At 54.4% G+C, this 26,308-nt stretch carries 30 protein-coding genes; 6 read left to right on the plus strand and 24 right to left on the minus strand.

Translation table 11 applies throughout. The features are described 5' to 3' along the window. Positions 1 to 22 precede the first annotated feature (22 nt). The 5 genes from M987_RS21240 to M987_RS21260 all read right to left on the minus strand — a co-directional run bounded on the left by M987_RS21240 (position 23) and on the right by M987_RS21260 (position 4,006). On the minus strand, positions 23 to 976 hold the full coding sequence (locus M987_RS21240) for a transketolase family protein (protein ID WP_014071118.1): 954 nt from the start codon (positions 974 to 976) through the stop codon (positions 23 to 25). Next, complete coding sequence (locus M987_RS21245) at positions 969 to 1,799, minus strand: transketolase (protein ID WP_014071119.1); 831 nt, start codon at positions 1,797 to 1,799, stop codon at positions 969 to 971. Before M987_RS21245 ends, M987_RS21240 begins: the two co-directional genes overlap by 8 nt. Then, positions 1,796 to 3,187 carry a PTS ascorbate transporter subunit IIC gene (locus M987_RS21250; RefSeq protein ID WP_014071120.1) on the minus strand — a complete coding sequence of 464 codons (1,392 nt, stop codon included), beginning with the start codon at positions 3,185 to 3,187 and terminating at the stop codon, positions 1,796 to 1,798. Before M987_RS21250 ends, M987_RS21245 begins: the two co-directional genes overlap by 4 nt. Before the next feature lie 22 nt (positions 3,188 to 3,209). Continuing rightward, positions 3,210 to 3,482: a PTS sugar transporter subunit IIB gene (locus M987_RS21255; protein ID WP_014071121.1), complete on the minus strand. Its 273-nt coding sequence runs from the start codon at positions 3,480 to 3,482 to the stop codon at positions 3,210 to 3,212. Positions 3,483 to 3,562: 80 nt separating this feature from the next. Continuing rightward, complete coding sequence (locus M987_RS21260) at positions 3,563 to 4,006, minus strand: PTS sugar transporter subunit IIA (RefSeq protein WP_014071122.1); 444 nt, start codon at positions 4,004 to 4,006, stop codon at positions 3,563 to 3,565. Between the two features lie 236 nt (positions 4,007 to 4,242). On the opposite strand from M987_RS21260, the gene M987_RS21265 reads away from it, so the two are divergent. Further along, on the plus strand, positions 4,243 to 5,262 hold the full coding sequence (locus tag M987_RS21265) for a LacI family DNA-binding transcriptional regulator (RefSeq protein ID WP_014071123.1): 1,020 nt from the start codon (positions 4,243 to 4,245) through the stop codon (positions 5,260 to 5,262). 3 nt (positions 5,263 to 5,265) lie between these two features. Here M987_RS21265 and yfcD read toward each other — a convergent pair whose 3' ends face one another. From yfcD to yfcF, 3 genes are read right to left on the minus strand one after another with little or no spacing between them, the layout of a single operon-like run. Continuing rightward, positions 5,266 to 5,820, minus strand: a complete 555-nt coding sequence (gene yfcD / locus M987_RS21270; RefSeq protein WP_014071124.1) for an NUDIX hydrolase YfcD — start codon at positions 5,818 to 5,820, stop codon at positions 5,266 to 5,268. 55 nt (positions 5,821 to 5,875) lie between these two features. Further along, positions 5,876 to 6,427, minus strand: a complete 552-nt coding sequence (gene yfcE, locus M987_RS21275; protein ID WP_014071125.1) for a phosphodiesterase — start codon at positions 6,425 to 6,427, stop codon at positions 5,876 to 5,878. A gap of 55 nt (positions 6,428 to 6,482) precedes the next feature. Then, entirely contained in the window at positions 6,483 to 7,127 is a 645-nt protein-coding gene (gene yfcF / locus M987_RS21280) for a glutathione transferase (protein ID WP_041162259.1), read from the minus strand. 139 nt (positions 7,128 to 7,266) lie between these two features. Here yfcF and yfcG point away from each other — a divergent pair, with 139 nt between their 5' ends. The 4 genes from yfcG (at position 7,267) to M987_RS21300 (ending at position 9,815) form a co-directional block, all read left to right on the plus strand. Further along, positions 7,267 to 7,896, plus strand: a complete 630-nt coding sequence (gene yfcG, locus M987_RS21285) for a GSH-dependent disulfide bond oxidoreductase (protein WP_014071127.1) — start codon at positions 7,267 to 7,269, stop codon at positions 7,894 to 7,896. A 74-nt stretch (positions 7,897 to 7,970) separates the two neighbouring features. Next, positions 7,971 to 8,339 carry a dihydroneopterin triphosphate 2'-epimerase gene (gene folX / locus M987_RS21290; RefSeq protein ID WP_014071128.1) on the plus strand — a complete coding sequence of 123 codons (369 nt, stop codon included), beginning with the start codon at positions 7,971 to 7,973 and terminating at the stop codon, positions 8,337 to 8,339. 13 nt (positions 8,340 to 8,352) lie between these two features. After that, positions 8,353 to 9,258, plus strand: coding sequence for a TIGR01777 family oxidoreductase (locus M987_RS21295; RefSeq protein WP_014071129.1), 906 nt, complete (start codon positions 8,353 to 8,355; stop codon positions 9,256 to 9,258). 47 nt (positions 9,259 to 9,305) lie between these two features. Further along, positions 9,306 to 9,815: a GNAT family N-acetyltransferase gene (locus tag M987_RS21300; protein WP_014071130.1), complete on the plus strand. Its 510-nt coding sequence runs from the start codon at positions 9,306 to 9,308 to the stop codon at positions 9,813 to 9,815. A gap of 48 nt (positions 9,816 to 9,863) precedes the next feature. On the opposite strand, the gene hisP is transcribed toward M987_RS21300, so the two are convergent. The 15 genes from hisP to pdxB form a co-directional block, all read right to left on the minus strand. Continuing rightward, positions 9,864 to 10,637: a histidine ABC transporter ATP-binding protein HisP gene (gene hisP / locus M987_RS21305; RefSeq protein WP_014071131.1), complete on the minus strand. Its 774-nt coding sequence runs from the start codon at positions 10,635 to 10,637 to the stop codon at positions 9,864 to 9,866. Between the two features lie 8 nt (positions 10,638 to 10,645). Further along, positions 10,646 to 11,362 carry an ABC transporter permease gene (locus tag M987_RS21310; protein ID WP_014071132.1) on the minus strand — a complete coding sequence of 239 codons (717 nt, stop codon included), beginning with the start codon at positions 11,360 to 11,362 and terminating at the stop codon, positions 10,646 to 10,648. Beyond that, entirely contained in the window at positions 11,359 to 12,045 is a 687-nt protein-coding gene (locus tag M987_RS21315) for a histidine ABC transporter permease HisQ (RefSeq protein ID WP_014071133.1), read from the minus strand. The genes M987_RS21310 and M987_RS21315 overlap by 4 nt, the downstream gene beginning before the upstream one ends. Before the next feature lie 88 nt (positions 12,046 to 12,133). After that, a complete protein-coding gene (gene hisJ / locus M987_RS21320; RefSeq protein WP_014071134.1) occupies positions 12,134 to 12,916 on the minus strand; it encodes a histidine ABC transporter substrate-binding protein HisJ in 783 nt (260 codons plus the stop codon). Between the two features lie 241 nt (positions 12,917 to 13,157). Beyond that, positions 13,158 to 13,940, minus strand: a complete 783-nt coding sequence (argT, locus tag M987_RS21325; protein ID WP_014071135.1) for a lysine/arginine/ornithine ABC transporter substrate-binding protein ArgT — start codon at positions 13,938 to 13,940, stop codon at positions 13,158 to 13,160. A 290-nt stretch (positions 13,941 to 14,230) separates the two neighbouring features. After that, positions 14,231 to 14,800, minus strand: coding sequence for a UbiX family flavin prenyltransferase (locus tag M987_RS21330; protein WP_014071136.1), 570 nt, complete (start codon positions 14,798 to 14,800; stop codon positions 14,231 to 14,233). A gap of 89 nt (positions 14,801 to 14,889) precedes the next feature. Further along, positions 14,890 to 16,407, minus strand: a complete 1,518-nt coding sequence (purF, locus tag M987_RS21335) for an amidophosphoribosyltransferase (RefSeq protein ID WP_014071137.1) — start codon at positions 16,405 to 16,407, stop codon at positions 14,890 to 14,892. Between the two features lie 33 nt (positions 16,408 to 16,440). After that, complete coding sequence (gene cvpA, locus M987_RS21340) at positions 16,441 to 16,929, minus strand: colicin V production protein (RefSeq protein WP_014071138.1); 489 nt, start codon at positions 16,927 to 16,929, stop codon at positions 16,441 to 16,443. Positions 16,930 to 17,117: 188 nt separating this feature from the next. Further along, positions 17,118 to 17,819 carry a cell division protein DedD gene (gene dedD / locus M987_RS21345; protein ID WP_014071139.1) on the minus strand — a complete coding sequence of 234 codons (702 nt, stop codon included), beginning with the start codon at positions 17,817 to 17,819 and terminating at the stop codon, positions 17,118 to 17,120. Further along, a complete protein-coding gene (folC, locus tag M987_RS21350) occupies positions 17,809 to 19,077 on the minus strand; it encodes a bifunctional tetrahydrofolate synthase/dihydrofolate synthase (RefSeq protein ID WP_014071140.1) in 1,269 nt (422 codons plus the stop codon). Before folC ends, dedD begins: the two co-directional genes overlap by 11 nt. Positions 19,078 to 19,146: 69 nt before the next feature. Beyond that, on the minus strand, positions 19,147 to 20,052 hold the full coding sequence (gene accD / locus M987_RS21355) for an acetyl-CoA carboxylase, carboxyltransferase subunit beta (protein ID WP_003861408.1): 906 nt from the start codon (positions 20,050 to 20,052) through the stop codon (positions 19,147 to 19,149). A gap of 154 nt (positions 20,053 to 20,206) precedes the next feature. Beyond that, on the minus strand, positions 20,207 to 20,866 hold the full coding sequence (locus tag M987_RS21360) for a DedA family protein (protein ID WP_014071141.1): 660 nt from the start codon (positions 20,864 to 20,866) through the stop codon (positions 20,207 to 20,209). 27 nt (positions 20,867 to 20,893) lie between these two features. Beyond that, positions 20,894 to 21,706, minus strand: a complete 813-nt coding sequence (truA, locus tag M987_RS21365) for a tRNA pseudouridine(38-40) synthase TruA (protein WP_014071142.1) — start codon at positions 21,704 to 21,706, stop codon at positions 20,894 to 20,896. Next, entirely contained in the window at positions 21,706 to 22,719 is a 1,014-nt protein-coding gene (locus M987_RS21370; RefSeq protein ID WP_014071143.1) for an aspartate-semialdehyde dehydrogenase, read from the minus strand. The genes truA and M987_RS21370 overlap by 1 nt, the downstream gene beginning before the upstream one ends. A 67-nt stretch (positions 22,720 to 22,786) precedes the next feature. Next, positions 22,787 to 23,923 carry a 4-phosphoerythronate dehydrogenase PdxB gene (gene pdxB, locus M987_RS21375; protein WP_014071144.1) on the minus strand — a complete coding sequence of 379 codons (1,137 nt, stop codon included), beginning with the start codon at positions 23,921 to 23,923 and terminating at the stop codon, positions 22,787 to 22,789. Positions 23,924 to 24,036: 113 nt separating this feature from the next. Between pdxB and flk the strand changes: the two genes are divergently transcribed. Further along, positions 24,037 to 25,041, plus strand: coding sequence for a flagella biosynthesis regulator Flk (flk, locus tag M987_RS21380; protein ID WP_014071145.1), 1,005 nt, complete (start codon positions 24,037 to 24,039; stop codon positions 25,039 to 25,041). 68 nt (positions 25,042 to 25,109) lie between these two features. On the opposite strand, the gene M987_RS21385 is transcribed toward flk, so the two are convergent. Beyond that, entirely contained in the window at positions 25,110 to 26,288 is a 1,179-nt protein-coding gene (locus M987_RS21385; protein WP_014071146.1) for an MFS transporter, read from the minus strand. Positions 26,289 to 26,308 lie beyond the last annotated feature (20 nt).

Here is a 26,308-nt window from a genome sequence, read left to right on the forward strand (position 1 = left end):
ACCACATGGTCGCCTTTTTTATTTACAGCAGCTCTCTCGCCGCCGACACAATGTCATGTGCCGTCAGGCCATACTCTTTTTGCAGGAAATCCTGCGTACCCACCTGGCCGTAACGCTCTTTCACGCCCACGCGCCGCATCGGCACCGGACACGTCTCCACCAGCACTTCCGCGACGGCTGAACCCAGCCCGTTATGAATGCTGTGGTTTTCGCAGGTCACGATACGCCCGGTTTTCTCGGCATAATTTTTCACTAACATGCGATCAATCGGCTTCAGGGTAAACATATCGATGACCGCAGCGCTCACCCCTTCCTGCTCAAGCTGACGCGCAGCTTCCAGCGCTTCTGCCACCATAATGCCATTGGCAATCAGGGTAATGTCGGTTCCTTCGCGTAGCACGTTGCCTTTACCGATGGTGAACGTCGAACCCGGTGCATAGACGCTCGGCGCCTGTTTGCGGATGGTGCGCACCCAGTAAAAGCCTTCGAGGTCGATAAGCTGACGCAGAACATCTTTAAACATCACCGCATCGGTCACTTCCAGCACCACCGAATGCGCCAGGCCACGCACAATGCCCATATCCTCAAACGACATATGCGTGCCGCCATTGTGGCAGGCCGTCACGCCGGCATCAGATGCGATCACTTTCACGTTGTTGCGCTGATAATCCAGGGACATAAACAACTGGTCAAAACAGCGACGGCTGGCGAACGCAGTAAAGGTATGCACGAACGGTTTGCGCCCGGTGAGGGACAACCCTGCCGCCGTACCGATAACGTTAGCTTCCATAATGCCGCAGTTAATCACATGCTGCGGGTAATCGCGCGCCACGCCGTCCATTGCCATAGAGCTCATCAGATCGGCTTCCAGAGCAATTATTTTGCTCCCGGCCTCAATCTGTTTTGCCACAAAACCGGCATAGACTTTACGCATCTCTACGGCATCTTTTTGTCCTGCGGGTGCAACCTTAATCATGTGAAGCCTCCAGTTGGCGGATTGTCTCGTTGAGTGCCGCTTTGCTCTCTTCGGTCAATCGCAGGTGGTGCGAATTGCTGAGCTGTTCCAGATACGGCACCCCCTGCCCTTTAATGCTGTCGAGGATCACCACCAGCGGACGTGCATCGGCTTCAGGTATCAGGGATGTCACCTCCAGCAGCGCCGGGATGTCATCGCCTTTGACGGTCACTACGTCATAGCCAAAGGCGCGGAATTTCCCTTCCAGGTCGAAGGCGCTGATGATTTCGTCAAGTTCGCCATCAAGCTGCTGTTTGTTCCAGTCGACGAACACCGTCAGGTTGTTCAGGCGATGATGAGCAATAAACTGGAATGCTTCCCAGCACTGCCCTTCGTTCAGCTCGCCGTCACCCACGATGCAGAAGACCCGGTTTGGCCTGCCTGCCAGCTTGTGCGACAGCGCCATTCCACCCGCGATGGAAATCCCCTGCCCCAGTGAACCGGTGGTGGCATCCACACCGCGCGTTTTGAGCCTGTCCGGATGGCTTGGCAGGCGTGTTCCGTTCTGGTTCAACGTACTTAGCTCTTCAACCGGGAAGTAGCCCTTAATCGCCAGGGTGCTGTATAGCGCCGGACCGGCGTGCCCTTTCGACAGCACAAAATAATCCCGCTCTGGCCAGTCGGGGTCGGCCGGGTCAATTTTCATTACCGCCCCGTACAGGACGGCCAGCGTTTCGACCACCGACATACTGCCGCCATAGTGACCAAAACCTAGCTGCGTCAGTGATTTCAGGGTTTCAACGCGGATATCACGCGCCAGTTGGGTGATTTCAGTTACATTCATGATTTGGCTCCGGTGTTTTCCTGCGCATTACCGCCCGCAGATTTGTTTTTAGCGAACACGTTGTACGCCACCAGCAGCGCGAACAACGCAACAACAAGCCCGGTGATCGCCATTGGCGACAGGAAGCGTGCGAGGTTGCCCAGCACAATCCCGACCGCGCCGAAGTCAGCGTCCGAGAAGGTGGTGTTGGCAAAACCAATCGCTCCCAGAACCGGCAGTAGCAGTACAGGCAGGAAGGTGATCAACAGGCCGTTGGCAAATGCGCCGATCATGGCCCCACGACGCCCACCGGTTGCATTACCGAACACGCCTGCCGTTGCACCCGTGAAGAAGTGTGGTACCACGCCTGGCAGGATCAGCACCCAACTGAACTGACCGCAGATGAACAGCCCAACCAGACCACCGAGGAAGCTGAACAGGAAGCCAATCAACACCGCGTTTGGCGCATACGGGTAGACCACTGGGCAGTCCAGCGCTGGGCGCGCATTCGGCACCAGTTTTTCTGAGAAGCCGGTAAAGGCCGGAACAATTTCTGCCAGAATCAGACGCACACCTTGCAGGATAATGAACACACCAGCCGCAAAGGTAATCGCCATGATGATGGCGTATACCAGGTAGTTCTGGCCGCCGCTGAAGGTCGCCTCTACGTATTCACGCCCGGCACTGACTGCCATGATCAGGTAGATAATCATCATCGTCAGGGAGATAGAAATGGAGCTGTCGCGCAGGAAGCTGAGGTTCTTCGGCAGGTTCATCTCTTCGGTTGAACGCGAACCTTTGCCGAACTTGCTGCCAATCCAGCCTGAAAGCACATAGCCAAGTGTGCCAAAGTGGCCGAAAGCGATGTCGTCATTACCGGTGATACGCTTCATATAACGCTGCGCCAGCGCCGGGAAGAACGCCATGACCAGCCCCAGAATCAGTGAACCGGTGAACACCAGGCCGACGCCTTCAAACCCTGCTACCGTCAGGATCACGCCAATCATGCACGCCATATAGAAGGTATGGTGTCCGGTCAGGAAGATGTACTTCAGGCGGGTGAATCGCGCGACAATAATGTTCGCCACCATCCCGAAGGCCATAATCAACGCCGTGGACGCACCGTATTTCTCCAGCGCAATAGACACAATGGCTTCGTTATTCGGGATAATGCCCTGAATAGTGAAGGCATGTTCAAACATTCCGCCTAATGGATTTAACGAGCCAACCAGTACCGTTGCCCCGCCACCCAGAACAATAAAACCCAGGATGGTTTTAATTGTGCCTTTAACGACATCGGAAAATGCTTTTTTCTGCGCAACCAAACCAATAAGCGCAATTAAGCCAACCAGTACCGAAGGGACTTTTAAAATATCAACAACAAAATTCAGCGTTTCAAGGATAAACATATCCACCTCGCCTGATCAGGGTTTATTGTTTCGCGAACCAGGCACGCAGTTGCGTTTCGAGTTCGTTGATATCGATGATGTTATTGATCACCACCAGCTGGCTTTCCGGCACGCTGGCACTGGCCGCAATGTCTTTTGCCATCACAAACAGATCGGCGGCGCCCGGCGTGGCGGATGAGAGATCGGAGTGTTCGACATCCGCGTCAATTTCCAGCTTCTTAAGCACCTTTTTAATATTCATTTCGACCATAAAACTACTGCCCAGGCCAGAACCGCAAATAGCCATGATTTTCATTGTTATCCCCTTTTTTGAGTAGAGTACGTCCCATCACGCTTTCGCGTAATGTTGTGACTTATCGGTTTAAAATAATTAAATCAGAAGCGGTCGATAATCTTTTTAATATCCTCCAGCGTATTCGCCTGATGCAGCTCAGCCATATCCTCGTCGCTGGAAAATAACTCCGCCAGCGCAGATATCATTTCAATATGACTATGTTTATCGGGGGCAGCCAGCATAACGATCACATCAACGGGATCGAATTCTCCGGCGCCAAATGAGACTCCGTGTTTTAGTTTTAATAATGACAGGCCAAGTCCTTTTGCCCCCTCTTCTGGCCGTGCATGTGGCATAGCCAGCCCTGGTGCCAGCACATAATAAGGTCCGAGCTTATGGTGCTGCTCAACAATTGCCGTCACATACTCTGGCGCGATCACCTGCATGTCGAGCAACGGTTTTGCACACAACTCCAGCGCCTGAGGCCAGCTTTCTACGCTGTCCTGAAGGGTGATGGTTGTATCATATATCCAGCTTTTGAGCACTTTGCTCTCCCGGTGTTACACAAAAGATGAGCAAACTTTATTCAACACCTGAATACTTGACTGCGATCATGATCACAAAGATAGCGCTACCAATCACTAACATTCAGAATTGTGATAGCGCTATCAAATTGTAATCAATGTGTGAAATCACAGAAAATAAAGGGATTTAAGGCGTATACTGCCTGTCACGTAAAGCGAAGGATGAAATGAGTCGCGACTGGTCAGCAGGAAGGTGTATGTCTCTAACCCGAAAACGACGTAGTACCGGTAAAGTGACACTTGCCGATGTTGCACAACTTGCTGGTGTGGGCACGATGACCGTGTCCCGTGCGTTACGCACACCCGAACAGGTTTCCGATAAACTACGTGAGAAAATTGAAGCCGCTGTGCAGGAGTTGGGGTATATGCCCAATCTTGCCGCCAGCGCGCTGGCATCGGCCTCCTCATGGACGATTGCGATGGTTGTTCCCAATCTTTCCGAAGCAGGTTGCTCGGAAATGTTCGCCGGTTTACAGCAGGTACTGCAACCCGCGGGCTACCAGATAATGCTGGCAGAATCTCAGCATCGTCTTGAACAAGAAGAGAAATTGCTCGAAACCTTATTGGCGTCAAACATAGCCGCCGCAATTTTACTCAGCGTCGAACATAGCGATACCGTGCGCCACTGGCTGAAGAATGCCTCCATTCCGGTGATGGAAATGGGGGCTATGCGTGCCGACCCTATCGATATGAATATCGGGATCGACAACGTGGCCGCCATGTATGAGCTGACTGAGATGCTCATCCAGCGCGGCTACCAGAACATCGGCCTGCTGTGCGCCAACCAGGAGCAGTGGATATTCCAGCAACATTTGCAGGGCTGGTACAAAGCTATGCTGCGCCACCATATGTCGCCTAATCGGGTAATTAATGCCGCCATGCCGCCTAATTTCTCTACTGGCGCGGCACAGCTGCCTGAGTTTTTACTGGCCTGGCCTGAGCTGGATGCGCTGGTGTGCGTCTCGGACGAGTTGGCCTGCGGGGCGTTGTACGAATGTCAGCGTCGCCGCATCAAAGTGCCGGACGAGCTGGCGGTGGTCGGGTTTGGTGATAGCGATGTGAGCCGGGTTTGTCAGCCACCGCTAACCACAATGGCCGTGCCACATCGTAAGATTGGTATTGAAGCGGGAAAAGCGCTGCTGGAACGTCTCAATGACGGAGACTGGAGCGATCACAAACCTATCGCCTCCAGCCTCTGTTTACGCGAGAGCTGCTAAGGCTTACTCAGCCTCTTCCTGTTTCTCGGGTTTTGCGGATTCGTTGTTGGCGTTGCGGCTCATCCACAGCGCCAGCGCTTTTAACGAATCGGGGGTGAATTCGTCGCAGCGGGCGGTGATCTCTTCCGGGGTCATCCAGCTCACTTCGCTGACTTCTTCTTCCTGAAGCGCAAACGGCCCATGGGATACGCAGCTGAACAGCCCGCCCCAGACGCGGCAATTTTCGTCTTCAAAATAGAACTGACCGTGCTCGGCAAACGGCACGCCCGCAATACCTAACTCTTCTTCGGCTTCACGACGGGCAGACTCCAGCAACACTTCGTCTGCCTGAACGACGCCGCCCGCAGTGGCATCCAGCATTCCGGGGAGAAAATCTTTGGTGTCCGTGCGACGTTGTACCAAGATTTTGCCCATACCATCATGAACCACGATATACGTTGCACGGTGGCGCAGACGCTCTGCACGCATTTGCGCGCGGCTTGCCTGCGCGATCACTTCATTGTCTTCGTTGACAATGTCTACCCACTCTGTACTTGCCAAATGACTCTGCTCCACCATCGGGAAACCTTTTCGTCTGAGCGCTCTTACGGCGCGTTTGCAGTTGAGGTGTAACTTACGGATTAATCGTTACCTGCGCAATAACTTGCTGATCATTAAGTGCGATAACGCTTAACGTATTCTCATCCAACATGCCGTAGCTCGCCGGATATCCGCCTTTCGGAATGCTCACCGAACCGGGGTTAAAGTGATAAATCTCCCCACGCTTTTCCGCCACCGGAATATGAGTATGACCATAAACCAGGACATCGCCAGCGGCGAGTGCAGGGAGATTGTCCGGGCTAAAAAGATGGCCGTGAGTCAAAAAAAGACGGCATTTTTCCAGCAGAACCTGCTGCCAGGGTGCCGTCATGGGGAAATGCAGCAGCATCTGGTCAACTTCGCTGTCGCAATTACCGCGAACCGCAATAATACGCCCAGCAACCGTGTTGAGCTTCTCAGCCACCTGCGCAGGGGCGTACCCCTCCGGTAGCGCATTGCGCGGGCCATGGTTTAACACATCGCCCAGAATAACCAGCCACTGCGCCCTGCTCTGTGCGAACAGAGACAACACTTGCTCTGTTGCGGGCAGCGACCCGTGAATATCCGACGCAAACATAAGTTTCATCAGCCACTCCTCAGGAAAACAGACTGCCCTATCATACCTGAAGCCTCAGGTCTTATCAGCCCGCACGCTTAGCGGAGAGTGCCACAAAGCGCTGTACTGACGCGCGCTGCCACTGGAATGTCGCATAATCCACCAGCAACTGAGGAACCTCGTCGCCGTTGAGAATAAGCCGGTTCAGCATCAGCGCCAGGTCGACATCAGCGATACACCATTCGCCAAACAGATTCGGATTACCGTGGGCCAGCAGCGACGATGCGGTATCGATGAGTTTATGCGCGCTGGCAAGACCGTCTTCACTGAGCGGCGGTTTTTTCACCCCGGCAAAGACTACATCGGTGGAGCGTTCCACACGGATCGGCACCAGATCGCTGCGTAGCCACGCCTGGATCTGACGCGCACGCGCACGCTTCTGGAGATCGTGCGGGTAGATACGTTCCCACTCTGGCGGCGCAAACCGGTCTTCCAGGTATTCCGCAATCGCCGACGATTCGCTGAGCTCGAACCCGTCAATTTCCAGTACCGGCACGCGGCGGGTCAGCGTGTAACCCTGCCATTCAGGTTTCAGGTGAGCGCCACTGTTCAAATCAACGGTTTTAAGCGTAAACGACAGCCCTTTTTCGGCCAATGCGACGTACGCGCTCATCACATACGGGGAAAAGAAATCGGCATCGGACCACAACGCAATTGCAGGTTGGTTCATAATTTCCTCATCGACTGACTGGTTTTCACTCAACATATAATCTCTTTGCTTCCCTGTCACTTGATGAAAACTCACGATTTACAACAAGCACCTATACTCGTTTTTATCGCCCGGCACTTTGTCATAACAGGAGATGAGCATGATAGACCTCTACTATGCCCCTACCGCGAATGGTCATAAGGTCACCCTCTTTCTGGAAGAAGCAAAACTGGATTACCGGATCATCCGCGTCGATATCAGCAAGGGCGACCAGTTCAGACCGGATTTTCTGGCCATCTCACCCAATAACAAAATTCCTGCCATCGTTGATAATGCGCCAGCGGACGGCGGCAGACCGTTTAGCCTGTTTGAATCAGGCGAGATACTGCTGTATCTGGCAGAGAAAACCGGCAAGCTGCTCAGCGGTGAATTGCGTGAACGCCACCACACACTGCAATGGTTGTTCTGGCAATCGAGCGGGCTCGGGCCCATGCTGGGGCAAAATCACCATTTTAATGCTTTCGCGCCGCAGCTCATCCCCTACGCGATAGAGCGCTATCAGGTTGAGACTCAAAGACTTTATGGCGTGATGAACCGTCGGCTGGAAAAATCACCCTGGCTCGGTGGCGATCATTACAGTATTGCCGACATTGCCTGTTGGCCGTGGATAAATACCCACGAACGGCACCGGATTGACTTAGCCACTTACCCGGCAGTGAATAACTGGTTCGAGCGCATCCGCACGCGCCCGGCCACCGAGCGCGCCCTGCAAAAAGCGCAGCAGATTTAAACACCTGCCCCTCTTGGGAAGGTGTTATATCCTCATGTATCATAGAAGAAATAATGACACGGAGAAGACCTGCAATGTCGCAACATGACGCTATTATTCGCATCAAAAACTTACGCTTACGCACCTTCATCGGTATCAAGGAAGAAGAGATCGCCAACCGCCAGGATATCGTCATCAATGTGGCTATCCACTACCCGGCCGAAAAAGCCCGCGCCAGCGAAGACATCAACGACGCGCTGAACTATCGCACCATTACCAAAAGCATCATCCAGTACGTTGAGAACAACCGCTTCTCTTTGCTGGAAAAATTAACTCAGGATGTGCTCGATATCGCACGCGAACATCACTGGGTCACTTATGCTGAAGTAGAGATCGATAAACTTCACGCCCTGCGTTACGCCGACTCAGTCTCCATGACGTTAAGCTGGCAACGCCAGGCGTAAACCTGGAGGTTGTATGAAGATTCTGCTGACTGGCGGCACTGGTCTGATTGGAAGCCATCTCATTCCTCGCCTGCAAGCGTTACACCACGAGATAACCGTTGTCACCCGCAGCCCGGAAAAAGCACGTCAGGTGCTTGGAACAGGGGTCGCCATCTGGAAAAGTCTGGCAGAACAGCAGAATCTTGACGGCTTCGACGCCGTTATCAACCTTGCCGGCGAACCCATCGCCGACAAACGCTGGACGGAAGAGCAAAAACAGCTGCTGTGCAGCAGCCGGTGGAACATCACCGAAAAGCTGGTTGAGCTTTTCCGCAGCAGCCATACTCCGCCAGCCGTGTTTATTTCCGGCTCCGCTGCCGGTTATTACGGCGATCTGGGTGAAGTGGTGGTGACCGAAGAGGAACCACCGCATAACGAATTTACCCATAAACTCTGCGCCCAGTGGGAACGCATCGCCTGCGCCGCGCAGAGCGATAACACCCGCGTATGCCTGCTACGCACCGGCGTGGTGCTGGCACCAAAAGGCGGCATTCTGGCGAAGATGCTCCCCCCCTTCCGGCTCGGCCTGGGCGGGCCTATCGGTAACGGTCGTCAGTATCTTGCCTGGATCCATATCGACGATATGGTAAACGGCATTCTCTGGCTGCTGGATAACGACCTTCGCGGGCCGTTCAATATGGTGTCTCCGTACCCGGTGCGTAATGAACAGTTTGCTCATGCTCTGGGTCATGCGCTTCATCGCCCGGCGATATTGCGCGTACCGGCCACGGTAATCCGGTTAATGATGGGCGAAGCGTCTGTGCTGGTTCTCGGCGGGCAACGCGCGCTGCCAAAACGGCTGGAAGCGGCGGAATTCGCATTTCGCTGGTATGACTTAGAAGAGGCGCTGGGGGATGTGGTGGGTAAAGCCCATCCGTAGATTGTGGTAAAGTGATACGCCCGTATCCTTCGCATGGCGGCGTAATTATGGCAACTATCACTACACCCCGGCTTCACCTGACTCCTTTCGAACCCTCTGACTGGGCGTTTTTCCGTACCCTGCGGGAAGACCGCGCCATCATGCGCTATATGGCTGCCATCGCCCCGGAAAAAGAGACACGTCGCGTATTCGCCGCGCGCCTGACCGCACCGCATATTTTTGTGATCCGTATGCATGATGATGATACCCCGCTTGGCGATATTGGCCTGCAAATCAGCGCGGTAAACCGCGAGGAAGCAGATATCGGCTATACGGTGGTGCCTGAGGCGCAGGGAAAAGGGATCGCCAGCGAAGCGCTTCGTGCGATGTGTGAGTACGCCTTTAACCAGACGGGCGTGAAGGCGGTTAATGCCTATGTGCTGGCGGATAATGCCGGGTCGGTACGGGTGTTAGAAAAAGCGGGTTTTGTGCGTACGCAGGTACTGGAAAAGGCGTATGAGATTGACGGGGTTCGGTATGACGACTGGGTATATCGGCTGGAGTGTGGTGCGGTCTGATGCCCTCACCCCAACCCTCTCCCACAGGGAGAGGGAGAAGGGCAAAACTTACTTCAACGACCCTTTCAGGAACTGCTGCAAACGCGGGCTCTGCGGGTTCGCTAACACCTCATCCGGATGTCCTTGCTCTTCAATTTTCCCCTGATGCAGGAAAATCACGTGGTTTGATACGTTACGGGCAAAGCCCATTTCGTGTGTCACCACCACCATCGTTTTCCCCTCTTCGGCCAGCTTCTGCATAATACGCAGCACTTCGCCAACCAGTTCCGGGTCGAGCGCGGAAGTCGGTTCATCGAACAACAGCACTTCCGGCTCCATTGCCAGCGCGCGGGCAATGGAAACACGCTGCTGCTGACCACCGGACAAATGCACCGGGTACTTCATCTGCTGCCGCTCATCAATACCCACTTTCGCCAGGTATTTGATCGCGCGTTCGCGTGCTTCCTGCTTGCTTAAGCCCAGCACCTGAACCGGTGCTTCCATCACGTTCTCCAGCACCGTCATGTGGCTCCAGAGGTTAAAATGCTGGAATACCATCGTCAGGCGGGTACGCAGCAGGCGCAGCTGGTTTTTATCCGCCACTTTCAGCTGGCCATCTTTATCACGCACCAGATTGATGTTCTGGCCGCTGACCACAATGGAGCCTTCGCTCGGCTTTTCGAGGAAGTTAATGCAGCGCAGGAAGGTACTTTTACCCGAGCCTGATGAGCCGATAATACTGATCACGTCGCCCGCATTAGCCTGCAACGACACCCCTTTCAGCACTTCATGTTCGCCGTAGCGTTTGTGCAAGTCGATAACGTTTAGTTTGTTCTCAGCCATCATAATTCTCAGTGCGTCGAAGAAGGTTTTATATGCTGCAACCAGCGTTTTTCAGCCTTGCGGAACAGGCTAATCAGGACATACGAAATAATCAAATAGAGTACTGCCGCAATGCCAAACGCGGTAAACGGCTGATAGGTCGCGGAGTTAATATCGCGGGCGATTTTGAGCAGATCCGGCACGGTGGCCGTAAACGCCAGCGCGGTAGAGTGCAACATCAAAATCACTTCGTTGCTGTATGCCGGCAGCGCGATGCGCAGTGCCGATGGCAAAATAATGCAACGATAAAGCTTCACGGAAGAGAACCCGTACGCGCGCGCGGCTTCGATTTCACCATACGGCACCGAGCGAATAGCACCGGCGAAAATCTCGGTGGTATAGGCGCAGGTATTCAGCGTCAAGGCCAGCACCGTACAGTTCAGACCGCTACGGAAGAAAGCATTCAGCATCTCAGTGCCTTTTACTATCTCCAGAGTGTACATACCGGAATAAAACACCAGCAGCTGCACGTATAGCGGCGTACCGCGAAACACGTAAGTAAACAGCCAGATCGGGAACTGGATAAATTTATTGTTCGACACGCGGCCAATGGCAAGAAACACCGCCAGAACGCCGCCCATCACCACCGACGAAATCAGCAGCCACAGAGTTATCGCCACACCGGTAAAGCGATAGCCATCCGTCCACAGCAGCGATTTCCAGTATTCCTGAATAATCTCAATCACAGGTCAGCCCTCTTCACACCCACGGAGTAGCGACGTTCGAGCAGAAGCAGCACACCATTGGAGACGGTCGTAAAGACCAGATAGATAACGCCACAGACCACGGCAAAGTAGAACGGCTCCCAGGTACTCTTACCGGCAAGCTGCGTAGCTTTCACCACGTCTTCCAGCCCAAGCAGAGAAACCAGCGCGGTCGCCTTGAGGATAACCTGCCAGTTGTTGCCGATGCCCGGCAGCGCGTAGCGCATCATGGCCGGGAACATGATCCGGCGAAATGTTTGTGAGGAGGTAAAACCGAACGCGGTCGCCGCTTCAATGTGCCCTTTCGGCACGGCCATGTAAGCACCGCGGAAGGTTTCCGTGAAGTACGCGCCGTAGATAAAGCCGAGGGTAATAATACCGGCCACCATTGGGTCGATATCAATTTGCTCCATGCCGATGGCATCCGTCAGGCTATTCAGTGCAATCTGGAGGCCGTAAAAAATCAGCAGCATCAACACCAGATCAGGAACACCGCGAATCAGCGTGGTATAACCTTCAAACAGCAGCGCCAGAGGTCTGCTCGCCGAAAGCTTTGCCCCCGCACCCACCAGGCCTATCAGCACCGCCAGCACCACAGAGCTGATAGCCAGCTCAAGGGTGACCAGCGCGCCTTGTAGAATAACGCCAGAAAATCCGTACAGCATACCGCGTGCCCTGTCGTATCGTGAGTAGTGAAACCGTGTCTTTTCCCCTCCCTTATCAGGAGGGGGCGCACGTTATATGACGGGGTAATTAGCCGCCGTACACGTTGAAATCAAAGTATTTTTTCGCCAGTTTTTCGTAAGTACCGTCAGCACGCATTTCTGCAAAGGCTTTGTTCAGTGCTTCACGCAGTTCGTTGTCTTCTTTGCGCAGACCCATGCCGGTGCCCACACCAAAGAGTTTCACATCCTTAATGGACGGACCGCCGAACTTGTAATCTTTACCCACAGGCTGTTTCAGGAAGCCTTCGCTTGCAGCGACTTCATCCTGGAATGCGGCATCAATACGGCCAGCCGTCAGGTCAGCGTAGATATTTTCCTGGCCCTGATAAGAGACAATTTCAATCCCTTTCGGCGCCCAGTGCTCGTTACCGTAGGTTTCCTGAGTGGTTCCCTGCAACACGCCCACGCGTTTGCCTTTCAGTGATTCAATCGTTGGCTGGATATCAGACGCTTTTGCCACCACCAGGCGAGAATCCGCAGCGTAGAGTTTGTCCGTGAAGGCAATTTCCTGCTGGCGTTTTTCGGTGATAGAGAGAGAGGACATGATCACGTCGATTTTTTTCGCTTTCAGCGACGGGATCAGCGCATCCAGTGGGTTTTCAACGTAGGTACATTGCGCTTTGATACGTTTGCACAGTTCGTTGGCCAGATCGATGTCAAAACCAACCAGTTCCCCTTTCGCATTCTTCGATTCGAACGGGGCATAGGTTGGATCAGTACCAATACGAATTTTCTGCGGAATGGCAGCGAAAGCCGCGGTTGTGCTGGAAACGGCCAACACCAGAGAAAGTGACAATATCAGTTTTTTCATATCTATCCTCAACAGACTGGATTCTTACGGGATTTTTTACTACGACGGGGTGGCCCTAATGTGCCATTAATCGCCTCCGCAAGGCAAAAGATAATGCCCCATCAGTGGGATTTTTTGCATCATGAGTGCTTAAGTATGCATTATCAGGCCAATAACTGACCGCCAATGCACCATAATGGTTCACCGACACCCGTAACGCACCATGACAGCCCCCTGCCATGGTGCATTCCCGTCACAGCGATTAGTCGCCGTATACGTTGAAGTCGAAATATTTCTTCGCCAGTTTGTCGTAGGTACCGTCTTTACGCAGCTCGGCAAAGGCTTTGTCGAACGCTGCTTTCAGCTCGGTATCGTCTTTGCGCAGGCCAATACCGGTGCCGTCACCAAAGTATTTTTTGTCTTTAACAGACGGGCCAGCAAATGCGTAATCTTTACCCGCAGGCTGTTTCAGGAAGCCTTCGCTTGCGGCCACTTCGTCCTGGAACGCCGCATCCAGACGGCCTGCCGCCAGGTCAGAGTAGATCAGGTCCTGGTTCTGGTAAGCCACGACATCCACGCCCTTCTCACGCCAGTTAGCATTGGCGAAGCCTTCCTGGGTTGAACCCTGAAGAACGCCTACATGCTTGCCTTTCAGCGAGTCGATGGTCGGCTGGATTGGGGAGCCTTTCGCGGCAATTAAACGGGAGTCTGCGGCGTAGAGCTTGTCAGAGAAGGCAATCTCCTGCTGACGTTTTTCGGTGATGGAAAGAGAGGAGATAATGGCGTCAATTTTCTTGGCTTTCAGCGACGGGATCAGCGCGTCGAAGTCACTGCCCACCCATGTGCATTTCACCGCAATGCGTTTGCACATTTCATTTCCCAGATCGATATCAAACCCAACGAAATCGCCTTTCGCATCCTTGGAAGAGAATGGCGCGTAGGTTGCGTCTGTACCAATACGTACTGTCTGTGGAAGTGCCGCGTAGCTACCTGCTGCTGCACTTAACCCCACGAGCAAAGACAGAGCCAAAACCGTCTTCTTCATACATTTACCCTCAAGTACCGTGATTTTATTATGTATTGTGTTGTGTGTTGTGTTGCAGGCTTCTCTTGCAGGTCTTATGCCACATTGCCGTCTGGTGAAAAAATCGACGTTAAATATGTTAATAAAACGTTGCGATATTGCCTTAATGGTGAAAGATAGCAGGTCTGCCGAACGAACCGGAAAGAGAAAAAGGGAAAAAACGAATTAAATGTTGAGGATATGATCGCGGTTGCAGTTTTGCCCTGAAACAGGGCAACTTGTCTTTTCATGCACGCTGCTGGTGCACAGATTCAGGCGCCTTGCCAGCGCGTGAAAAGGTCTTCGGGCAGGTCGATATCAAACTGATCCAGCACGCGGTTAACCGTTTGATTAATCACATCATCCAGAGACTCCGGGCGATGATAGAACGCCGGAACTGGCGGCATGATAACGGCACCCAGTTCTGCCGCCTGGGTCATTAAGCGCAGATGCCCCAGGTGCAGTGGCGTTTCGCGTACGCATAATACCAGCGGGCGGCGCTCTTTCAGCACCACATCCGCCGCGCGTGTCACCAGCGTATCGGTATAGCTGTTAACGATGCCGGAGAGGGTTTTGATTGAGCAGGGCAAAATCACCATTCCTGCCGTTTTAAACGAACCCGAAGAGATGCTGGCCGCGATATCACGGGCATCGTGAACCACATCAGCCAGAGACTGAACATCGCGCAGGGAGAAATCGGTTTCGAGGGAGAGCGTCTGACGCGCCGCCTGGCTCATCACCAGATGGGTTTCCACTTCTGCCACATCACGCAGTACCTGCAACAGACGGACGCCGTAAATTGCGCCGCTGGCACCGCTTATCCCTACAATGAGTCGTTTCATGATTTTTGCCCTTGCCGATTTCAGGGCTGACTGTGCAGGATTTTACGGGGAGTTGCAAGTGAGGGCGAACGCCCTCACTTGCCGAAACATCAACCTTCGTTGTGCATCTCTAAGCTTTCGAGATCGTTTTGCAGCTGGACGGCTTTCGCATCGTCGTTGCGCAGCGAATCAAGGTAGTCGAGATACTGCTGGTCAACGTCTTTAGTCACATACACACCGTTAAACACGGAACATTCGAACTGCTGAATATCTGGGTTCTCGGCGCGCACGGCGTCGATCAGATCGTTCAGGTCCTGGAAAATCAGGCCGTCGGCACCGATGATCTGGCGAATTTCGTCCACTTCGCGGCCGTGAGCAATCAGCTCATTGGCGGTTGGCATATCGATGCCATACACGTTCGGGAAGCGAATTTCCGGTGCCGCAGAGGCCAGGTACACTTTCTTCGCACCGGCTTCACGCGCCATCTCGATAATCTGCTCAGACGTGGTACCACGCACGATGGAGTCATCCACCAGCAGCACGTTCTTGTCACGGAACTCAGCGCGGTTGGCGTTCAGCTTACGGCGCACGGATTTACGGCGCAGCTGCTGGCCCGGCATGATGAAGGTACGGCCAACGTAGCGGTTTTTCACGAAACCCTGACGGTATGGCTTATCCAGAATGCGGGCGATTTCCAGAGCGATATCGCAGGAGGTTTCCGGGATTGGAATAACCACGTCGATATCCAGATCGTCCCACTCGCGGGCAATCTTCTCGCCCAGTTTGGTTCCCATGTTCACGCGTGCGCTGTACACAGAAATCTTGTCAATGAAGGAGTCAGGACGCGCGAAATAGACGTATTCAAACAGGCACGGGTTGCTGACCGGGTTGTCGGCACACTGGCGGGTAAACAGCTGGCCCTTCTCAGTGATGTAAACCGCTTCACCTGGTGCAACGTCACGCAGGAATTCAAAGCCCAGGGTATCCAGCGCCACGCTTTCAGAGGCAACCATATATTCAGTACGGCCATCGCCAAGATCGCGTTTGCCAAGCACCAGCGGACGGATACCGTTTGGATCGCGGAAGGCAACCATCCCGTGACCGATAATCATCGCCACACAGGCATACGCACCACGGATCTGGCGGTTAGTCGCGGCAACGGCGGCAAAAATGTTATCTGCTTCCAGCGGATAATGGCGGAAGTTATCCAGTTCGCTGGCGAAGATGTTGAGCAGGATTTCAGAATCAGAGGTGGTGTTAATGTGGCGACGTTTCTCTTCGAACAGCTTTTTACGCAGCTCATGGGCGTTGGTCAGGTTGCCGTTGTGGGCAAGCGTGATGCCGTATGGAGAGTTAACGTAGAAAGGCTGAGCCTCAGAGGCGCTGGAGCTGCCAGCGGTAGGATAACGAACGTGACCAATCCCCATATTACCTTGCAGGCGCTGCATATGGCGGGCTTCAAACACATCGTTTACCAGGCCGTTTGCTTTACGTAAACGGAAGCAGTTGTGTGCATCAATGGTGATGATGCCTGCTGCATCCTGTCCACGGTGCTGAAGCACCGATAATGCGTCATAAATAGACTGGTTTACCGGCATGAAACCGGCGATACCGACAATACCGCACATTCGTCTTTTCCTCGTTAAGCCACATCTCAGGGTTTATGCCCTGGGCAAGAAACTCGACGAGCTTTGCAGATAGTCAAAGAACCATCTGATGATGAAGCTGAACTCTGGAATGAGCTGCGACTTCTGCCAGTCTTCACTTTTTGAGAAACCGGTAAAGGTATCAAGGAAGAACAGTATCGCGGCTACAATCAGCACGCCTCGCAACGCCCCGAAACAGATCCCGAGCACCCTGTCCGTTCCTGACAGACCGGTTTTCTCGACCAGTTGACCTATCACGTAATTCACGATAGCGCCGACTAACAGCGTCGCGATAAACAATACCGCGATGGCGATTCCATTTCGGACCAGTTCATCTTCAAAGCCCGTGAACCAGACAGACAGGTAAGTGTAGTAATGACTGGCAACAAAGAAAGCACAACCCCATGTCACCAGCGATAACGCTTCACGAACAAAGCCACGGATCAGGCTAACCAGACAGGAAAAACCAATCACCGCAATGATGGCGTAATCAATCCAGACCATATGTGTCCCACGATTAAACGCCCTGTCATCCAGTTCGGGGCGAATTCTAACAGAAAAAGAAAACGTTTGCGTAGGGATTTCCTTCCCGCGCGTAAATAAAAAAGGCGCTGAAAAAATGTTCAACGCCACAGGCTTTTTACGTCTCTGCGGACGTATGTTTCCCTCACCCCAGTGGGGAGAGAGGAAGATCAGTTCGCACTGTAATTCATCACCACACCGCTCAGACCAGAGATTTGCTTCAGTTCGCCAAGCGAACCTTTCAGCTTATCTTTCGACGCTTCTGGCCCCACAAGAATACGGGTGATTTTACCCTGTACTGGCGTGGAAGGTGAAGTGTAAACCCGATAACCCGCACCGCGCAGTTTGCCCACTACCTCATTGACTTTATCGGCATTTTTTAGCGCACCGAGCTGCACAACGTAGGCTTTACCGGTTGGGGCAGCATCCTGCTGGGCCGGTTTTGCCGGAGGCGGCGTTTCTGACGCTGCCGCAAGCTGATCGGCGGTTTTATCACGCTGCGGTTTTGGCTGTGGTTTCTCGACAGGTTTCGGTTTTTCAACAGGCTTAGGCTGTTCAACCGGAACAGGCACAGGATCGATTTCACTGTTGGTGTTCACTGCCAGACGAGAGGGATCGAGCGACGGTGCCGCAGCATCCCCTGCCCGCACCTCTTCAGCCGCACCTTCAGGGGGCTGAGCAGGCAGAGCCTGCGTGGCAGCCGGAGACATGTCAGGCTCGTCACGATCGCCCGGTTTAGGGACCAGCGGGATTGCCGCAAATTCGTCCTGATAATGCTTTTTCTGCCCGTCGAGCAACCCGGGGAGAATAATCACCCCCAGCGCAACAAGCACAATGGTTCCTGTTAAACGGTTCTGAAACTTACTCGCCACCGGTTCTCCCCGCGTCCATCACTTCCATGACATGTGCTACTGTGTGGAACGACCCACACACCAGCACGGTATCTTCTGGGTTAGCATCTGCCATCGCAGCTTCCCAGGCCAGCGCCACGCTTTTATAGATTTCGCCTTTGCCGAGATGTTCCATCAACTGTTCGGCAGTGGCGCCACGTGGCCCTTCCAGTGGAGCACAATACCAGCAATCGACCACAGTCTCCATGCAGGCCAGCGTACCAGCGATATCTTTATCATGAAGCATACCGATAACCGCCAGCACGCGCCCGGTTTTTGGTAACGATTTAAGACGTCCGGCAAGATATGCCGCCGCATGGGGGTTGTGCGCCACATCCAGGATCAGGCGCGGTGACTCGCTGACAATCTGGAAACGCCCGGGCAGAATCGCATTCTGAATGCCATCACGAATGGCCTGTTCGCTAACATTCAGCCCACTGGCGCGCAGTGCAGCCAGCGCGGTTGCCGCGTTCGGCTGTGGCACCTGCGGCAGCGGCAGGTTATCCAGCACGCCCTGAGCATCGCTGAAACGCCAGCCGTTATCCTGCACCTCATACTGCCAGTCAACGCCGCGACGCAGCAGCACAGCGCCCTTCTCTTTCGCCACATCATCAATGGTGTGCGGCATATCCGGCTCACCGACCACAGCAGGCCTGCTGGCGCGGAAGATACCGGCTTTCTCGCGGCCAATGCTTTCTCTGTCCGGCCCCAGCCAGTCGGTATGATCCAGGGCAATGCTGGTTACCACGGAGACATCCGCGTCCACCATATTGGTGGCATCCAGACGCCCGCCCAGGCCAACTTCCAGGATCACGACATCCAGCTGCGCCTGCTTGAACAGCCACAATGCGGAAAGGGTACCGTATTCAAAATAGGTTAATGAGATCTCACCGCGCGCGGCCTCGATTTCCGCAAACGAAGCGGTATGGGCAGATTCCGGCAGTTCGCTGTTCTGCACGCGCACGCGCTCGGTGTAACGTACCAGATGCGGAGAGCTGTAAACGCCAACCTTAAAGCCCGCAGCCATCAGCATCGATTCCAGCGTGCGGCAGGTGGTGCCTTTACCGTTAGTGCCCGCAACGGTAAACACGAACGGCGCGGGTTTTAACACGCCCAGACGCGTGGCGACCTGGCTTACGCGCTCAAGTCCCATATCGATGGTTTTACTGTGCAGGTTTTCCAGATAAGAAAGCCACGCGGCCAGGGGCGACGTGGCTTGGGGAATGCTTTTATTTTCCATGATGCCCGGTTGTCATTAACGATTAGAAAGAAAAAGGGCAGCGCCAACCGGCCCTGCCCTTTTCAGTTATCAGGCCTCGGGTTCCTGATCCGGTACGACCACGCCTTCGCGCGGCTCATCCGGGTTAGGCGCTGGCAGATTCATCAGCTTCGCCAGGATGCTTGCCAGTTTCAGGCGCATTTCCGGGCGGCGAACGATCATGTCGATAGCGCCTTTCTCGATAAGGAATTCACTGCGCTGGAATCCCGGCGGCAGTTTTTCACGTACGGTTTGTTCGATAACGCGAGGGCCCGCAAAGCCGATCAGCGCTTTTGGCTCTGCGATGTTCAGATCGCCCAGCATCGCGAAGCTTGCAGAGACGCCACCCATGGTTGGGTCGGTCAGTACGGAAATGTACGGCAGACCGCGTTCCTGCATTTTCGCCAGCGCAGCAGAGGTTTTCGCCATCTGCATCAGGGACATCAGCGCTTCCTGCATACGAGCACCGCCAGAGGCGGAGAAGCAGATCAGCGGGCAGTTGTCTTCCAGCGCCTGCTCAACAGCACGCACGAAACGCGCACCCACTACGGAGCCCATTGAGCCGCCCATAAAGGAGAACTCAAACGCTGCGGCAACGACCGGCATCTCATGCAGAGTACCTTTCATCACGATCAGCGCGTCTTTCTCGCCAGTCTCTTTCTGAGCAGAGGCCAGACGATCTTTGTATTTTTTGGAATCGCGGAACTTCAGCACGTCTTTCGGCTCGAGTTCGCTACCCAGTTCTACCAGAGAACCTTCGTCCAGCAGGCTATGCAGGCGGTTACGCGCCGACATGCGCATGTGGTGGTCACACTTAGGACACACCTCAAGATTGCGTTCCAGCTCGGCGCGGTACAGAACCTGGCCGCAGCTATCACACTTCGTCCACACCCCTTCTGGAATACTCGCTTTACGAGTCGGGGTTATGTTGCTTTTAATTCGTTCAATCCAGCTCATTGATAACCTTTCTGCCTGAACCTGGTCGGATGCCAGTTTTGCTATAAGAGGCGAATAATGCCATTTTTGCCTCCAACAGACCATGAATGTTGCACATTAAAACATAACAGCCCGAAACTTTGGACAAAAAAGTGGTCGAACCGCGAATGCGCATTTACTTCGCTTGTTTTGCCGCCGCGCGTCTGTGGCGAATAATTTCGATAACGCCGGGCAGGATTGAAAGCACAATAATGGCTACAATCAGCAACTTAAGGTTTTCCTGCACTACCGGGAGGTCACCGAACAGGTAACCTGCGTAGGTAAACAGCAATACCCACAGCAGTGCGCCAACCACGTTGTACGCCGCAAAATGACGATAGGACATATGGCCCATTCCCGCCACAAAGGGAGCAAAAGTACGAACAATTGGCACAAAACGCGCAAGGATAATGGTTTTACCGCCGTGACGTTCATAGAACGCGTGCGTCTTGTCTAAGTAGCTACGACGGAAAATCTTCGAGTCAGGGTTGCTGAATAATCGCTCACCAAATACCCGACCAATGGTGTAGTTGAGGGCATCACCCACAATCGCCGCAACCACCATCAGCGCCACCATCATATGTACATTCAGATCGTTTGTTGGCAGTGCCGATAACGCCCCGGCAACGAACAGCAGCGAATCGCCCGGCAGGAACGGGGTAACAACCAGACCGGTTTCGCAGAACAAGATCAGGAACAGAATGGCGTATACCCACACGCCATATTGTGCGACGAGCTCCGCCAGATGAACATCGATATGCAGAATGAAATCAATCAGAAAACGTATTAAGTCCATATTATCTAAGCCTTAATTGCACCTTGTTTAGTCCGCTAAAAATAGCGGGCCCATTGGCGGTCGAGGAAGGTCAAACCGTTCCGGATAATCGACTGATACCAGATACAGCCCTTCTGCTCTCGCCGTTGCTGCCGCAAGCGTTCTGTCCTTCACTGCCAGCAGTTCTGCAATCCAGCTCTCCGGCTGGTGTCCGGCGCCCACTTCCATCAGGCTGCCAACAATATTCCTGACCATATGATGTACAAAGGCATTGGCTTTGATATCTACCACCACATATGCGCCATAACGACTGACGTTAATGTGCATGACGTTACGCCACGGAGTACGGGACTGACACTGCACCGCACGAAACGACGTAAAATCATTTTCACCAATCAGAGACTGCGCCGCACGGTGCATACGTTCTGCATCCAGCGGTTCATAAAAATGAGTCACGCCCTGGCTTAACACCGCAGGACGCAGGCGCTGATTATAGATGACGTAGCGGTAACGCCGCGCAGTGGCGCTGAAACGCGCATGGAAATCATCCGGCACAGCTTTCACCCAACGAACCGCAATGTCTCCAGGTAAATTCGCATTTACCCCCAGCGTCCATGCCGCGTCTTTACGCACCGCGGTGGTTTCGAAATGAACCACCTGCCCGGTGCCGTGAACACCGGCGTCCGTGCGGCCAGCGCACAGGACGTTGATCGGCTCATTCGCCACCTGAGAGAGCGCTTTCTCCAGCTTTTCCTGGACGCTGCGCACTTCATTCTGACGCTGCCAGCCATAGTATTTACTGCCATCGTATTCGATACCGAGGGCAATTTTATGAACTGGCTTTTGTTCCACTTCCGACATTAGTACAGGTACTCCTGCACCAGTTTTTCAGCAATTTTTACCGCCATCAGCGCGCCGCCAAAGCGCACGTTATCGGCAACGGACCAGAACTGGACCTGCTCCGGCATCCCGTAGTCGTTACGCACACAGCCAACGGAAAGATGTGCGCTACCAGTGGCATCACCAACCTGGGTCGGGAATTCGCTCTCTTCAGACAGCACGATATCGTCACCACGTCCAAACGCATCGCGAGCCTCTTCTGCCGCCAGCGGACGCAGCGCTTCGAAACTCACCATCTGCGCATGGCCATAAAACACAGGTGACTGCACCACGTTTGCAGAGATCATCAGGCCATCGTCCTGCATAATTTTGCGGGTTTCATCGACGATACGGCGCTCTTCGCGCACAGAGCCTTCACGGTCTGGCAGCAGCGGCAGCATGTTGAATGCCAGCTGACGACCAAAGAAATCGTCTTCGTCAATCGGGATGCCATTCAGCAGCTTCGCACTCTGCCCCGCCAGCGCATCGACGGCTTTTTTGCCGTGGGCGGAGGCTGACAGCAGGCTGGTCACGGTAATGCGAGACAGGCCACCGTCGTCGATCAGCGGTTTCAGCGCGGTAAGCAGCTGACTGGTCAGGCTGTTCGGCACCGCGATAATGTTGCGGTTACGGTAGTCAGCCAGAACAAACGGGTTCACATCCGGCACCACCAGCGGAACGTCCGGCTCCATTGCGAACAGGCCGCTCAGGTCAATCACCAGACAGCCTGAGTTGGTTGCGTCTTCAATGTACGACGCTGTGGCTTCAACGCCAGCCGCGAAAAACGCCAGCTGCGCCTGCGTCCAGTCGAATTCGGCCGCATCCTGAACCATGACGGATTTACCAGCAAAACGCAGATGTTCGCCTGCGCTGTCAGTACGCGCCAGGGCGTAAATATCGCCCACCGGGAACTGACGTTCAGCAAGAGTTTCAAGCAGGGCTTCGCCCACGGCGCCAGTGGCACCTAAAATGGCAATGTTCCAGCCTTCAGACATGGTGGTTTACTCCAGAAATAAAAAAGCGTCCCTGCCGGAGTATCCGACAGGGAGCATTAAGAAGACATTAACGCGCCGGGTTATGTGTGGCGTTAAAACCCAGGTTATGCAGCAGCGTCGCCGCCGCTGCGTCATCGCACATCACATACAGGGAAGACCATTCACGGCGCTCAAGATAATTCTTGCGCAGCTTGTCAAATTCACCCGGAATACCTGCGACCTTTCGCAGCAGCGCGTCATCGCGGCGCACATCATACACCAAATGCACCAGTCTTTTCAGCGTAGCCTCATCAAGCGGGCCATGCAGCGTGATGCGGCCAAATTCCGGTGCAGGCAGCAACATATCCAGTGCGACCTGCTGCGGTTTGCCAATAAAGGCGCTATAGGCTTCAAAGACCTGCGTGGTACCACGCGCTTTGCCTTCAAGGGTATAGCCTGCAATATGCGCAGTGGCCACATCGACTCTGTTGAGCAGCTCAACATTCAGTTCCGGCTCAGGCTCCCACACGTCCAGTACGACGCTCAGCGCCTGCCCTTCTTCCAGACATTTCAGCAGCGCCGCATTATCGACAACCGGGCCACGGCAGGCATTTATCAGAATAGTGCCAGGCTTTAAACGGCGGATCAGGGTTTCATCGGCCAGATGCAACGATTTATACGGGCCATCTTTGAACAGTGGCGTATGGAAGGTGATCACATCGCACTGCGCGACCAGCTCGTCGAGCGCGCGGAAGTCACCCTCATCGCCCTTATCCTTACGCGGCGGGTCGCAAAGCAGCGTGCGAATGCCCAGCGCTTCAAGGCGTTTTTGCAAACGCCCGCCAACGTTGCCCACTCCCACGATCCCCACCGTGCGGTCTTTCAGAGCAAAATCATCACGCTCTGCCAGCATCAGGAGTGAGGAGAAAACATATTCCACTACGGCAATGGCATTGCAACCCGGTGCGGCAGAGAAACCAATCCCCGCCTGGCTGAGCCATTTGTCATCCACATGATCGGTCCCTGCCGTTGCCGTCCCGACAAATTTCACCGCTTTGCCAGAAAGTAACGCCTCATTTACTTTGGTCACCGAACGCACCATCAGCGCGTCAGCATCATCCAGCTCGTTGACTGGAATTGGGCGACCCGGGACAGCCTTAACCTCACCCAGGCGGCTGAACAGCTCACGGGCGTAAGGCATATTTTCATCAACGAGGATTTTCACGTCTGAGTACCTGTTTGAGAGGAAGAAAACCTGCCAAGTGTGCCATAATCTTGCCGCCAGGCATACACGAAACCCTGGTTTACGCAGAGTTTTGACTTTAAGGATTTTTGACGATGCAGCCCATTTCAGGTACGCCGCCGCGCCCTCCCGGCGAAGGCCCCGTAACCCCCAATATCGCAGGTGAACACCCGCTATCCACGCAACAGCGTACGGTGCTGGAGCGCCTGATAACACGCCTTATTTCACTCACTTCGCAGCAAAATGCAGAGGTATGGGCCGGGGTGAAGCATGATTTAGGGATACGAAACGATGCGCCGCTCCAGTCGCGCCACTTCCCTGCCGCGGAGCAAAACCTGAATCAGCGCCTGAATTCGGCGCAACTTAACCACAATACTCGCCAGATTATTGCGCAGTTGACTGAGCTGTTAGGCCAGGGCAATAACCGCCAGGCGGCGAGCGATTTCATTCGCCAGCAGTACGGCCAGACTGCGCTCAGCCAGCTCACACCAGAACAGTTAAAGACCGTGCTGACGCTTTTGCAAACCAATCAGCTTGCTATCCCTCAGCCGCAGCAGCGCCCGGCGACCGAGCGCCCACTGCTGCCCGCAGAGCACAATACGCTTAAGCAGATGGTGACCAAACTGGCGGCCGCGACAGGCGAACCGACGAAGCTTATCTGGCAATCCATGCTGGAACTATCAGGTGTGAAAGCCGGGGAGATGATCCCTGCAAAACAGTTTACCCATCTGGTTACCTGGCTCCAGGCGCGTCAGACGCTCAGCACCCAGAGCGCCCCCACGTTGCATACGCTACAGGCGGCCCTAAAACAACCGCTTGAGCCGCATGAGTTTGAAGTGATTCGGGATTACGCCCAGCAGACCTGGCAGGCAACGCCGCAAACCGTATTGACCACGCCGCAGGTGCAGGATTTATTGAATCAGATCTTTGTCCGCCGCGCAGAACGCGAAGGCGGTATACCGGAAGCGCGCAACATCCAGCCGATCTACAGCCCGCTGTTTGCACCGGTCGTGGAGACGTTCAGAACCTTGTCAGCCCGCCCTGGGTTGATGTTTATTGCGCTGTTGGTAGCACTGGCGATTTTCTGGCTGGTCGCGTGATGTTTTGCCCGGTGGCGCTTCGCTTACCGGGCCTACAACGACTCAACCCGCCACCCGGCAACAACGGATCAGGACCTGCGAAACGCCACCAGCGTCACCACAATCCCAACAACTGCGGACACCGCACCTGCCAGGAAGACGGACGGATAACCAAACGATGTTGCCAGCACTCCCGCCAGTGGTCCGGTCACCCCGTAGGAGATATCCTGAAACGCGGCATACCCGCCAAGGGCAGTCCCTCTGACCTGCGGCTGGACACGTTTAACCACCTCAACGCCAAGCGCCGGGAAAATCAGCGAGCAACCGCAGCCGGTCAATGCCGCACCGAGCAAAGCAACGGACGCCACAGGTGCCTGCCAGAGCATGACCAGACCGATGGCCTCAATCACCAGCGATACCACCGCCACTTTCACCCCACCGAAGCGATCCGGCATCCAGCCGAACAACACGCGCATCAGTACGAACGCACCACCAAAGGCCGTCAGGGTAAAACCGGCCATCGCCCAGCCACGGCTCATAAAGTAAAGCGAGACGAACGTGCCAATCACTGCAAAGCCTACGCCCTGCAAGGCTAATCCCAGCCCGGGTTGCCAGATTTTCCCGACCACACTCCACAGGGACGGACGTTCACCTTTATGCGCCGGAACTTTACGCACCGAACCGTTAAACGCCCACGCCAGCAGTGGCAGCACCATAGTCGTACCCGCCAGCGCCGCAAAACCAAACTGACTGTTGATCAGCAGCCCTAATGGCGCCCCTGCGGCCAGTGCACCATAGATGGCCATTCCGTTCCAGGACATCACTTTACCTGAACGTGCGGGGCCAACCAGCCCCATTCCCCAGGTCAGGGTGCCGGTCAGTAGCTGGCTTTCGCCAAAACCGAGAATTAAGCGCCCCACTATCAGCAACGCAAATTTGTACATGGGCTCCACCGGCAAAAGTGCGGCCAGTAGCCAGGCGCCACCGGCCAGCCCGCAGGCGAACATACCCTGTAGCGCAGAGCGTTTAGCTCCGTGCTGATCGGCCAGACGCCCGGCATAACCGCGCGTTAATACTGTGGCTAAAAACTGGATACCCACGGCAATGCCGACCATGGTGTTGCCATAGCCCAGCTCCTGATGAACAAACAGCGGGATCACCGGTAGCGGCAGGCCAACGGTCATATAGGTCAGGAATACCGCAAAGGCGATACGAAACAGGGATACGTTCCCGGAGGAGGCATTTTTTTCTGAGGTAACGGCCGTCATGCATAACTCCATGTTCAGGC

This window comes from Enterobacter soli ATCC BAA-2102 (genome assembly GCF_001654845.1).
GTDB classification, from domain to species: Bacteria; Pseudomonadota; Gammaproteobacteria; order Enterobacterales; family Enterobacteriaceae; genus Enterobacter; species Enterobacter soli.

Bases quoted from the DNA above. Each gene is read 5' to 3' on its own strand.
- M987_RS21295 (WP_014071129.1), top strand. From the start codon at position 8,353: ATGAAGATTCTGCTGACTGGCGGCACTGGTCTGATTGGAAGCCATCTC.
- argT (WP_014071135.1), bottom strand. From the start codon at position 13,940: ATGAAGAAGACGGTTTTGGCTCTGTCTTTGCTCGTGGGGTTAAGTGCA.
- hisP (WP_014071131.1), bottom strand. From the start codon at position 10,637: ATGGCTGAGAACAAACTAAACGTTATCGACTTGCACAAACGCTACGGC.
- M987_RS21265 (WP_014071123.1), top strand. From the start codon at position 4,243: ATGTCTCTAACCCGAAAACGACGTAGTACCGGTAAAGTGACACTTGCC.
- M987_RS21250 (WP_014071120.1), bottom strand. From the start codon at position 3,187: ATGTTTATCCTTGAAACGCTGAATTTTGTTGTTGATATTTTAAAAGTC.
- M987_RS21385 (WP_014071146.1), bottom strand. From the start codon at position 26,288: ATGACGGCCGTTACCTCAGAAAAAAATGCCTCCTCCGGGAACGTATCC.
- truA (WP_014071142.1), bottom strand. From the start codon at position 21,706: ATGTCGGAAGTGGAACAAAAGCCAGTTCATAAAATTGCCCTCGGTATC.
- M987_RS21330 (WP_014071136.1), bottom strand. From the start codon at position 14,800: ATGAAACGACTCATTGTAGGGATAAGCGGTGCCAGCGGCGCAATTTAC.
- purF (WP_014071137.1), bottom strand. From the start codon at position 16,407: ATGTGCGGTATTGTCGGTATCGCCGGTTTCATGCCGGTAAACCAGTCT.
- M987_RS21245 (WP_014071119.1), bottom strand. From the start codon at position 1,799: ATGAATGTAACTGAAATCACCCAACTGGCGCGTGATATCCGCGTTGAA.
- yfcD (WP_014071124.1), bottom strand. From the start codon at position 5,820: ATGGTGGAGCAGAGTCATTTGGCAAGTACAGAGTGGGTAGACATTGTC.
- folX (WP_014071128.1), top strand. From the start codon at position 7,971: ATGTCGCAACATGACGCTATTATTCGCATCAAAAACTTACGCTTACGC.
- M987_RS21240 (WP_014071118.1), bottom strand. From the start codon at position 976: ATGATTAAGGTTGCACCCGCAGGACAAAAAGATGCCGTAGAGATGCGT.
- yfcE (WP_014071125.1), bottom strand. From the start codon at position 6,427: ATGAAACTTATGTTTGCGTCGGATATTCACGGGTCGCTGCCCGCAACA.
- folC (WP_014071140.1), bottom strand. From the start codon at position 19,077: ATGGAAAATAAAAGCATTCCCCAAGCCACGTCGCCCCTGGCCGCGTGG.
- M987_RS21300 (WP_014071130.1), top strand. From the start codon at position 9,306: ATGGCAACTATCACTACACCCCGGCTTCACCTGACTCCTTTCGAACCC.
- yfcG (WP_014071127.1), top strand. From the start codon at position 7,267: ATGATAGACCTCTACTATGCCCCTACCGCGAATGGTCATAAGGTCACC.
- M987_RS21255 (WP_014071121.1), bottom strand. From the start codon at position 3,482: ATGAAAATCATGGCTATTTGCGGTTCTGGCCTGGGCAGTAGTTTTATG.
- yfcF (WP_041162259.1), bottom strand. From the start codon at position 7,127: ATGAACCAACCTGCAATTGCGTTGTGGTCCGATGCCGATTTCTTTTCC.
- cvpA (WP_014071138.1), bottom strand. From the start codon at position 16,929: ATGGTCTGGATTGATTACGCCATCATTGCGGTGATTGGTTTTTCCTGT.
- hisJ (WP_014071134.1), bottom strand. From the start codon at position 12,916: ATGAAAAAACTGATATTGTCACTTTCTCTGGTGTTGGCCGTTTCCAGC.
- accD (WP_003861408.1), bottom strand. From the start codon at position 20,052: ATGAGCTGGATTGAACGAATTAAAAGCAACATAACCCCGACTCGTAAA.
- M987_RS21360 (WP_014071141.1), bottom strand. From the start codon at position 20,866: ATGGACTTAATACGTTTTCTGATTGATTTCATTCTGCATATCGATGTT.
- M987_RS21315 (WP_014071133.1), bottom strand. From the start codon at position 12,045: ATGCTGTACGGATTTTCTGGCGTTATTCTACAAGGCGCGCTGGTCACC.
- flk (WP_014071145.1), top strand. From the start codon at position 24,037: ATGCAGCCCATTTCAGGTACGCCGCCGCGCCCTCCCGGCGAAGGCCCC.
- M987_RS21370 (WP_014071143.1), bottom strand. From the start codon at position 22,719: ATGTCTGAAGGCTGGAACATTGCCATTTTAGGTGCCACTGGCGCCGTG.